The organism is Bacillus sp. EKM202B, from assembly GCF_011066025.1.
GTDB lineage: Bacteria > Bacillota > Bacilli > Bacillales > Bacillaceae_G > Bacillus_A > Bacillus_A toyonensis.
The window spans coordinates 1-9,534 of the sequence record NZ_JAAMNK010000062.1; the positions used below are offsets into that span (position 1 = coordinate 1).

Here is a 9,534-nt window from a genome sequence, read left to right on the forward strand (position 1 = left end):
GATATAGATATTCCAATAATAGAAAGAATTAAGCTATAGGTGCTTACCTTATAATCTTTATTTATAATTGCTATTCCTAGTATTATAACTAATGGATACATAAAGATACGTTGATACCAGCATAAGGTACAAGGTTCATATTTCATAATTTCAGAGAGATATAAACTACTACTTGTTGCAATGAATGATGTTGCCCATGATATAAATAAGATGTTTTCTGATTTTTTTGTTGTATTCATTTCTTCTCCTATTTATTCTTTATTTTTATTAAACCATTTCTTAAATTCTTCTTCTTTATATTCCCCTTCAATACGATCTATTTCTTTTCCATCTTTATAATGAACAATAGTTGGTGTGCCTTGAATTTTAAAGAGATTCCAGCCATTTTGTTCTTCTTCTAAATTTAACATTTTCATATCTATATTTAATTTTTTTGCTATAGGAATTACTATAGGAGAAACTTTTTTGCAATAACTACAATTTGTTTGATAGAAATAAACAAATTTTTCATCTTGTTTTAAGAGATTATTTTGTAATTCATTTACTTTGATTTCGTTTTGTATATTGTTCGTAATGTTTGTTTTGGTTTCTTTTTTATTTGTAAATATAAATAAAATAATTAAAAATATGATGAAAATAAAACTAAAGATAGTAATTTTTTTCATTTTATTTCTCCTTGTTTTTAGTGGTTGTGATAATTACTTCATGCTAATTTTTTGGTGAAAAAATGTATTTTAACACACTTGTATTTATCTGATTTTTTAAATTTTACTTTATTTTTTATTTTTTGTAAATATTTGACCTTTATTGAAAATTGTGCTAAATTTTGTTTTGTGCTGATTTAAATCAGTGAAAAATATAGAGAAATGGGGTATTTGTATGTCGAATAAAGGTTTTTTATCTAAGGGGATTTTATCTTTAGGTTTATGTGGTGCTGTATTGGTTTCACCAGTAACAAGTTTTGCGGCGGAAGAAAAAACATCTTCTTCTACACCAAATATGATTTATACAGAATTTGGTTATACAGATGTTGAGAATGGTGAACAACCTGTAATTAAAGGCGAAAACTCTAAATATAGAGGATGGGCACCAAAAGCTGGACAATGTTTTGATAATATAGAAGGTGGATATTGGTGTAAAGGTCAAACAATGGGGTGGAATCGTGATTGGGCTCAATATTCTAAATATGAACATGGTTCTAGAGTACACAAAGCATCAGCTATGGCAAATGGGAAATATGGTTATGGTAAATGGAAAGATCCAGGAGTAGAAGCTTATACTACATCACCATATTTTTATGAATTAAATACTTACAAATCATACTATGATGTTCAATAATTTATTTTTAATTTAATTAGATAGAAGAAAAAGAGAGTATAAAAAAGTCTTATTTTATAATGACTTTAGGCTCTCTTTTTATTAATTTAGTAACATAATTAATCTAATTAATTTGAAGAAAGAGAGTATATATGAAAAGATTTATATTTCTTTTATACATAGTTATTTTTTCTTTTTCATTTTTTGTATATTTTGATTTGATTTCTAGTAAACAAGAAGATTCAATGAAAAAAGCAGGAAAAGAAGATAGTTTTGTTATGACCATTGATGAGAACGCTTTGAAAATTGATTCAGAGAAGTTTTTATCAATATTATTTAGGGTTTCTGATGATTATAATGCGAATGTATTTAAATCTATATATCCAGAAAACAAATCAGTAGAATATGTTTATTTTACACATGATATAGACCTTTATTTTAAACAGTTTTCACTGTTAGATGGAGTGTTTCCAAATGATAAATCCGATAAATTTAATATTTCCACATTAAAAGATAAGAGTGTAACAGGAGAAATATTTTCTTATAAAAAGGGAATTGATTTTAGTATTAAACCCTTAAAATCGTTTCCTAAAGATAGATCAGTGGCTGGAGATTATATAGTTTTGTTAAAAGATAAAAATAAAATTAATCTTTATATAGATAAATTACAGAAAGATTTAGGTATGAAAATTAATTATTCTAGTTATGAATACAATCCTGTTATTGATTCATCTTGGTTAAGAATAGTTCCTATTATTTTATTGTATGTTTTATCATTATTTATGATTATTTATTATTATTTTTTAGAGTATAAAAATTCCGCTATTAGATTATTAAACGGTTATATGCCTTTAGATATTTGGAAGAAATATTTTCTACAAATATTTAAATTATATTTTTCAGCTTTAATTATTTCTACTATAATTGTTGTGATTTTTATAACAGTAGAAAATTTATTATTTAATTTGTATTGGTTTAAGACAATAACGAATTACTTTTTTTACCAATTTATAATTGGTATGGTAGTTTGTTTTATTATGTCTCTTGTTTTTTTTAGAGTTGGTAGAATTTCTATTTCTGCAAGTATAAAAAATAAAAAACCTTTAAAGCAAATCCAAATTGTAAATAGTCTGATGAAAGTGATTTTTTCAGTAATTATATTATATTTACTTTTTGTTTCTTATATTACTTTTCTGGATTCTTATCGATATTATTATAAAAACGCAAATGAATGGGAACAAATGAAATCGTATGGAATTATGCCAACTAAAGCGCCTTTACCAAATGGTAATAATCCTAAAGCTATTCTTGAAATGTTTGATAAACAATATAAATTATTTAAGTATACAAATGACAGAGGTGCAATTTTAATACAATTTTCTGATTCCTATATAGCAAAACAGAATGGAATAGAACTTAAAGGTGTCTCTGTTTATGAAGAAAAAACAATACTCATAAATAATAATTATTTAAAATTAAATCCAATATATGGGCTAGATGGTAAGTTAATTGATATTAAAGAAAATGATGATAAACTTACGGTTTTAGTTCCAGAAAAGTATAAAAAAGAAGAAAAAGAATTAAGAGGATATTTTGAAAAAGAATATTATCTTCAAAAATATAAAGTTAAGAACACTTTTTTAAGAGATGCTGGTAAAGAGCTTCCTTTTAAAGAGGATATAACGGTAAATATAATTTGGATAGAGAACAATCAATCGTATTTTACTTTTTCTAATGATATAGCAGCAGATACTAATAATCATTTTTATGATGGTATCGCGATGATATTAACTAATGCAAATGGTAATGAGGCTGCATGGTATGATACAGCTGTTGGAAATAGTGGTTATTTTATAAAGTTATTAGATAAAAAAGAACCATATAATAGCATTAAGGATCAGATTGAAAATTTAGGGTTACAAAAATTTTATCCAGAACTCTATAATGCTTACGATAATATTGAAAGTATAATTCAAATGCATTTGGAAAGAGCATATCAATCTTTAGTTGTTTTATTTGTTGTTTTGTTAGCTTATTTGTTTATAAGTATGTTTACAACATTAAATTATTTAGAACAATATAAACTGAAACATACTATTAAGAGAATACATGGTTATTCTTATTTTGAAAGACATAAGTTTTATTTATTGTTTACTAATTTTATTTGGTTTGTTTCAATATTAATTTTATGTATATTAGAGAAGTTTAATTTTATAGGTCTTATTTTTTGTATCTCTCTTTTAGAGAATTTATTCATTTATTTACTGATTAAGAAAAGTGAACAAAAGAAAATGGTACAAATTATTAAAGAGGGATGAGTATATGAAAGAAGAAATAGGTATTAAATTAGAGAATATTACCAAAAAATATGGAGATCAATATATTTTTAAAGATTTTAATGTTAGTGTTTATAATAATGAATTTGTTGGTATTATGGGAAAAAGTGGTGCGGGAAAATCTACATTACTTAATATAATTGGGTTATTAGATGAACCAGATAGTGGTAAAGTTATTATTCAAGGAGATGATAATCCATATAAAAATAGAAAAAATCTGTTTAGAAATAAGTTAGGTTATATATTTCAAAATTATGCTTTAATGGATAATGAAACAGTTGAGGTAAATTTGAAAGTTGCACTTAAATTTCAGAAGATCTCTAAAAAAGAGAAAAAGATTTTAATGGAAGATGCATTAAAACAAGTTGGGTTATCTTGTTCTTTAACAACTAAAGTTTATACTTTAAGTGGTGGTGAACAACAAAGACTTGCGTTAGCTAGAATTTTATTGAAAAAATGTGATGTTATTTTGGCCGATGAGCCTACAGGATCGCTGGATAGAGAGAATCGTGATCAAGTAATTAAATTGTTAAAGAAGCTTCATAATGAAGGAAAAACTATTATTGTTGTTACTCATGATATTGATTTACAAAATTCATTTTCTAGAATAATTGATTTGGGCTAGCATTAGTTCTTTTAAATAAACAGTTAAAAAATTAATATATTTTTTGGCTGTTTATTTTTTTGTTTATTAAAATCTATAGGATTTTATAAAAGAATTAAAAAGGGTTAGTGAGGAATTAGATTAGAGGTAGCTGTTTGTGTTGGTCAATCAAAACGGACCTAGCGAAGCGAAGGGAGTATTTGACTTGACCAACTAGTCTACAACCCAACCCTCTTGGCATTGAACAAACGATTGTTTGTTCTTGCCTACCGGCGAGGGAGTCCCTCAAGGATTGAGGGGATGGGGAGTTCGATAAATGGGGTCTGGGGAAGATTTCCCCAGTGGGTTTGGGCAAAGCCCAAGGTTTGATTTTGCCATGTTTGGCATGGCTCGGCAAAGCCGACAAGCGTCGCAGATCCCTATCGATTTTGATGCGTTAGCGTCAAAATACGTATAGGGTTACGTTAATTGACATCATTTCGTCGCTTTGCTAGACTGATGGTATCAATTAATCTAGGGGAAGTGGTGGCACTTTATGTTGGGTTCTATCTCATTTAATCAATCTTACCAAAGTTCATTGAGCCATAATAACAGGGAAAATATTCATGGGAATCCTGGCATCGATCCATCCAGGTTAGATGAGAATATTTATTTTGTTCAAAAGGACATTCGAAGTGTATATAAGGATGTCTTTCAAGAAGCAGTGGATAAATATAACGAGAAACAAAAACGGAATGACCGTAAAATTGATGATTATTATGACAAAATACATAAAGATGATAAGACACATGAGCAACGAGAATTAGTCGTGGCAATTGGGGAAGGTAAAGACGACTCGAAATATAGGGAAGCCAAAAAGGAAGCGTTAAAACAGTATGCAGAGGTGTTTCAAGAGAGAAATCCAAACCTAGCGGTTTATAACATGGTTTTACACGATGATGAAGCGAATCCGCATTTACATATTAACTATGTACCGAATTTCGAAAGTAGTCGAGGATTAACGAGGCGTGTCGGAATGGATAGAGCTTTGCAACAACAGGGTGTCGAAGGAACGGGAAGAAAGTTAATTGCACATTGGAGAGCATTAGAAACCGCCTATATTGAACATTTGGCTAAAGAGCACATTCCGAATTTTGAACGTGCTAATGTTGGTTCACATAAGTACATGAAAGTCCGTCAATACAAGGAGTATGCAGAAGCAAAGTCAACTATTGAAAACCAAGTAGAAGAAAAAGAAACACAGTTACAAACGATTGACGATCATTTAAAAAACGTTGAAGAGAAAACAAACGAATTAGAAATAACGAAAACGAGTTTGGAAAGTGATGTCGTTGATACGTATAAAGAATTAGAGATAGTAAGGCAACAAGTAGAGAGTGAAAACGAAAAGCTCCAGTTAATTGGCCAGCGTCATATAGAGTTAGAAAAAAGAGTAGCACAAATGCAAAAAGAATTAGATAGTGCTACGGATCAAGTACCAAATGAACCTGTTAAAATTCCATTTTTAAGTAAAGAAGTAGTAGTAGAAGTACAGGATAAAATGTTTGGAAAAGCTGAGATCACGAAGAAACAGACAAGAAATTATGTGTTATCACCAGAACAATATCAAGAAGTAATAAAGCAAGTGAATGCAGCGGTTACTATCAAAAAGGATTATGAGCGTTTGAAAAAGACAGACTTTGTGAAAGAGAATGAGAGTTTAAAAGTACATGCAGAGGGATGGATGAAAGAAAATAGAACGTTGAAACAAGAAAAAAGTAAGTTGCAAAAAGAGGTTGGGGTATTAAATAGAGAAATTAGCTCATTAAAAGCTTATATAAAGGATTTACAGATGAATATAAGAGTTTTGTATGTACAAACGAAAAAAGTTTTTAAAGAGCAATTTAAGGCGTTTAGAGAGAGTGTTAAAAATGAATTGGGTAGCAAGGGAGTAGATAATCAATTTGAACGTGAACATAAGAGAGAAATAAGTAGACATCGAGATCTTGATAGAGAAAGATAGGATTGAATGTTATGTTTTTGCAAGAGATGGAAAGCTTTAACAAGGTGTTTCATGTTATTATAAAGAAAGACGTATAAACGAGAAAAACCGCCCATGCTTTGGACGGCAGGCGGTTTTTCATAATAAGGTTGGAATCAACCAATATATATTCTATATACATTCTAACATATAAAAGTTGATTCCTTCCACTAAGGGAGAGAATTATTTTATGACAAAAGTTGTAGATTTTGGACAAGCTGAAAAAAAAGCGAAAATAAGAGATAGTAAGATTGATAGTATTTATGATCAGTTGCAAACTGGTGGTTATTCAGAAGAAGAAAGAGCTATGCTTTTACAGATGTTAAGTAAAATGTCTGGTGGCGAAGAATATTTCATAGGTAAAAAGAAAAAACCTACAGATCGGGTGAGATTTGTGCAGATTATAATGGATAATATAGATTATCTGATTGAAATAGGTTATTTAAGCAGTAAGGAAGAAGCTTTTTTATTCAAACTAACTTCATCTGTTGAATTTAAAACCAATGTTCTTGTAGAACGTGAGACAAATAATCCAGCATCACCTACATATTTAGCTGAAAAATTTAAAATGACTCGTCAAAGTATTTCTAGTGTTATGAATGGTTTATTAAAAAAGGGAGTATTAGCGGTTGCACAATCAGGTGTTACAACTGAAGATGGACGGGTTTGTACTAGTCGTACATGGTTTGTAAATCCAAATGTTATGTGCTGCTCTCCTAAAGATGGAATAGATAAAGCAACTCAACATATTTTTAGGGATTCATTAAGAAATTTTAAAGTTGAAGATCAAGGAAAGAAAAAACATAAATTACCGATTTATTTATTTTAAAAGAATGCAAAAATTATCTTGCGTTCTTTTTTTTGTTTCCATTTACCTTTTTTTAGGTGTCACTTTTTTTTGACACTGGTGTCACTTTTTTTTGACACCTTATCTTCTATAAACCCTTGATATTACTGACTTTTTTCACTTTGCTCTTCTCACTCTTATATATATAGCTAAAAGTTCCGCAAGGAACAGGTAGTATTTTTGAGCAAACAACGCTCAAAAATCTCCACCTTCAGGAAAAAAGTTGGTTCGTTAATCCTCACCTAAAGGCTATCGCCTTTTCTTTTTTTCTGTCCTTGCAGAACTTTTTTCGGCTGGTTTTTAGCTTTCGCCAAGCCGAACAGACCAAAAACGGGGTTAAGTTGCTCGACTTGGACTAGCAATTATACCAGCCGAACCGCTAGTTCTATCGTCTAAAGTAATAAACTTATTCTATATGTAGTTACGTTAAATTCGTGGGGTGTCGCCCCCACACGACGAGCCAGCACTCACACCCAAAAACAAGGGGAAAAGAAATAAAAAGAGCCATGTGAATGCAACATGGCTATTTTTTCAACAAGGAATTTTAAAATTAATTTTGAAGTATTTTTTTCCTTTTTGATTTTTTATGAGAAATTAATAAAAAAACGATCATAATTGCCAAAGGTAGCAAGAATACATACAAAGGTATACCCCAAACAAAATGTCCTTTCAAGGCTTGAATAATAATATAAATAAACTCCCAAATTACATGCAGTTTCATCGAACCCCTCCTGTAAAATTTACCCATAAATATATTAACTATATACAATAAAAAGAGCAAGAAGGGCTAGTTAACGTAAAATTCGATATCGGAAGTAAAGCAAACCCCTCCCGTTTTGAAGAGGGAAACGCTTCTTACTTCTGTTTGTTCTCTTCTAAAAGTTTGATAATCTGTTCATTTTGCTTGATCTGTTGCTCGGAGTTATTTCTAATCAGCCGAAGATTGTCCCAAATCAGAATGAGAAAAACGAGTGGAACCATTGTAAACAATACAGACAGCATAATATCTCTCCCTTTTTCCTAATTGTACCATTTGGGAAGAGTAATAAGGTGCTGAAAGTTGGATGTATATTTTATACATGTGAGGTTAACATAACGTCTCATTATCGGTAGCAAATACTTTGATAGAATCCTTGTATTTACAGGGATTATTGATTCTATGTCTATTTATCTCTTATACATGATTTTATACATCATTGATATAGCGAGGATTCTAGGGATTCCAGCTATTCTTTTTTTGCATAAAATCTTGTATAAATAAAAAAGATTTTGATGTTATTATCGAGAAGTAATACATATCGGTGGTAAAATCGGAATGTATTTCGGAAATTAAATCGTTTTTAAAATCGGTTTTCATATCGGTTGTAAGTACATTCCGATTTTGATTGGAATGTTGATTTAATCGTGTTTTTTAAGTGAAAAACGTATTCCGTTTTTTGGGGAGGAATAAAAATTGGAACTAAAATCGGAAATGCATACACCGAAAATTGTTGCAGATCTTTTGGGTATTACACCCGATTTGTTAAAGGTATGGTCAAACGAATTTAACATACAAACGGAGCGAAGCCAGGGAGGGCATCGTAGATACTCGAAGGAAAATATAGAAGAATTAAAAGCAATAAAAGAAAAAATACAGGCTCAAAAATGGTCTTACGATCAAGTTCGGTCATGGAGAAACGGAGAACTTGATTCGTTTGTTTCAAAAGAAGAAAAATCAGAATTAGAAAAGAAATTGAATGAAGTATTAGAAAATCAACAGTTACAAAATCAATTTAATCAAGCACTCGTTCAAAAATTGCAAGAAATTACGAATGAATTGGTTACGACAAAAGAGCATTTAGCGAATACAGAGAAAAAGTTAACTGAAGTAGAAGGTAAAAATAGTGAATTAGAAGTTTTTATAGAGAAGAAGCTAGAGAAACGAGATCAGTTATTACTTGAAAACATTAGAGATATGCAGGCACAAAATCAGAAACAAAAACGGAAAGGTTTTTTCGGTTTGTTTAAAAAGTAAATTTGGCCGGTATTTTATGTATGGTTCTAATGTCGGAAAAAGAAGAATAGAAATATAGCATACATACAATAAGGGAATGCAGTATAGATCAGTCTACAAGCATTCCCTTGTTATAACTATGTTTTTATTTTAATACTATTTTTTGTTGATTTTAATTATTGAAGTACTACAAATAATAATAATTAGAAAAGCTATTAAACAAAGGAATGGGATAGTAATAAATCCAAACCAATTTAAATAATCACCAGTACATGGTATTCTACCGCATGTTGATATATCTGATAATTGTGGTATTTTTTGTATTAAGTAATGATAAGTTGATATAGATATTCCAATAATAGAAAGAATTAAGCTATAGGTGCTTACCTTATAATCTTTATTTATAATTGCTATTCC

Annotated in this window: 10 protein-coding genes; 6 read left to right on the forward strand and 4 right to left on the reverse strand. The window is 29.6% G+C overall.

All coding sequences use genetic code 11. The annotated features are described in order from the left end of the window. Nucleotides 1-239 (reverse strand): disulfide bond formation protein B (locus G9F74_RS28920; protein WP_165406397.1); only part of this gene is annotated, 239 nt, incomplete at its 3' end. Between the two features lie 12 nt (nucleotides 240-251). Then, the gene (locus G9F74_RS28925; RefSeq protein WP_016107572.1) at nucleotides 252-665 is read right to left on the reverse strand and encodes a thioredoxin family protein; all 414 of its coding nucleotides are present in this window, start codon (nucleotides 663-665) and stop codon (nucleotides 252-254) included. Nucleotides 666-879: 214 nt separating this feature from the next. On the opposite strand from G9F74_RS28925, the gene G9F74_RS28930 reads away from it, so the two are divergent. The 5 genes from G9F74_RS28930 (at nucleotide 880) to G9F74_RS28950 (ending at nucleotide 7,106) form a co-directional block, all read left to right on the forward strand. Continuing rightward, nucleotides 880-1,338, forward strand: coding sequence for a hypothetical protein (locus tag G9F74_RS28930; RefSeq protein WP_016107573.1), 459 nt, complete (start codon nucleotides 880-882; stop codon nucleotides 1,336-1,338). 131 nt (nucleotides 1,339-1,469) lie between these two features. Then, entirely contained in the window at nucleotides 1,470-3,635 is a 2,166-nt protein-coding gene (locus G9F74_RS28935) for a DUF1430 domain-containing protein (protein ID WP_016107574.1), read from the forward strand. 4 nt (nucleotides 3,636-3,639) lie between these two features. Next, the gene (locus tag G9F74_RS28940) at nucleotides 3,640-4,278 is read left to right on the forward strand and encodes a putative bacteriocin export ABC transporter (protein WP_016107575.1); all 639 of its coding nucleotides are present in this window, start codon (nucleotides 3,640-3,642) and stop codon (nucleotides 4,276-4,278) included. A gap of 514 nt (nucleotides 4,279-4,792) precedes the next feature. Next, nucleotides 4,793-6,259, forward strand: a complete 1,467-nt coding sequence (locus G9F74_RS28945) for a plasmid recombination protein (RefSeq protein WP_016107576.1) — start codon at nucleotides 4,793-4,795, stop codon at nucleotides 6,257-6,259. 208 nt (nucleotides 6,260-6,467) lie between these two features. Further along, a complete protein-coding gene (locus tag G9F74_RS28950) occupies nucleotides 6,468-7,106 on the forward strand; it encodes a MarR family transcriptional regulator (protein WP_000170177.1) in 639 nt (212 codons plus the stop codon). A gap of 568 nt (nucleotides 7,107-7,674) precedes the next feature. Here the strand turns inward: G9F74_RS28950 and G9F74_RS28955 are convergent. Beyond that, the gene (locus G9F74_RS28955; protein WP_016107577.1) at nucleotides 7,675-7,845 is read right to left on the reverse strand and encodes a hypothetical protein; all 171 of its coding nucleotides are present in this window, start codon (nucleotides 7,843-7,845) and stop codon (nucleotides 7,675-7,677) included. A gap of 732 nt (nucleotides 7,846-8,577) precedes the next feature. On the opposite strand from G9F74_RS28955, the gene G9F74_RS28960 reads away from it, so the two are divergent. Continuing rightward, a complete protein-coding gene (locus G9F74_RS28960) occupies nucleotides 8,578-9,138 on the forward strand; it encodes a MerR family transcriptional regulator (RefSeq protein WP_000421199.1) in 561 nt (186 codons plus the stop codon). Between the two features lie 135 nt (nucleotides 9,139-9,273). Here the strand turns inward: G9F74_RS28960 and G9F74_RS29930 are convergent. After that, on the reverse strand, nucleotides 9,274-9,534 hold a 261-nt coding region (locus G9F74_RS29930; RefSeq protein WP_483861490.1), incomplete at its 5' end, for a disulfide oxidoreductase.

Excerpts from the sequence above, each read along its gene's own strand:
- G9F74_RS28925 (WP_016107572.1), bottom strand. The coding sequence starts at position 665 with ATGAAAAAAATTACTATCTTTAGTTTTATTTTCATCATATTTTTAATT.
- G9F74_RS28930 (WP_016107573.1), top strand. The coding sequence starts at position 880 with ATGTCGAATAAAGGTTTTTTATCTAAGGGGATTTTATCTTTAGGTTTA.
- G9F74_RS28935 (WP_016107574.1), top strand. The coding sequence starts at position 1,470 with ATGAAAAGATTTATATTTCTTTTATACATAGTTATTTTTTCTTTTTCA.
- G9F74_RS28940 (WP_016107575.1), top strand. The coding sequence starts at position 3,640 with ATGAAAGAAGAAATAGGTATTAAATTAGAGAATATTACCAAAAAATAT.
- G9F74_RS28945 (WP_016107576.1), top strand. The coding sequence starts at position 4,793 with ATGTTGGGTTCTATCTCATTTAATCAATCTTACCAAAGTTCATTGAGC.
- G9F74_RS28950 (WP_000170177.1), top strand. The coding sequence starts at position 6,468 with ATGACAAAAGTTGTAGATTTTGGACAAGCTGAAAAAAAAGCGAAAATA.
- G9F74_RS28955 (WP_016107577.1), bottom strand. The coding sequence starts at position 7,845 with ATGAAACTGCATGTAATTTGGGAGTTTATTTATATTATTATTCAAGCC.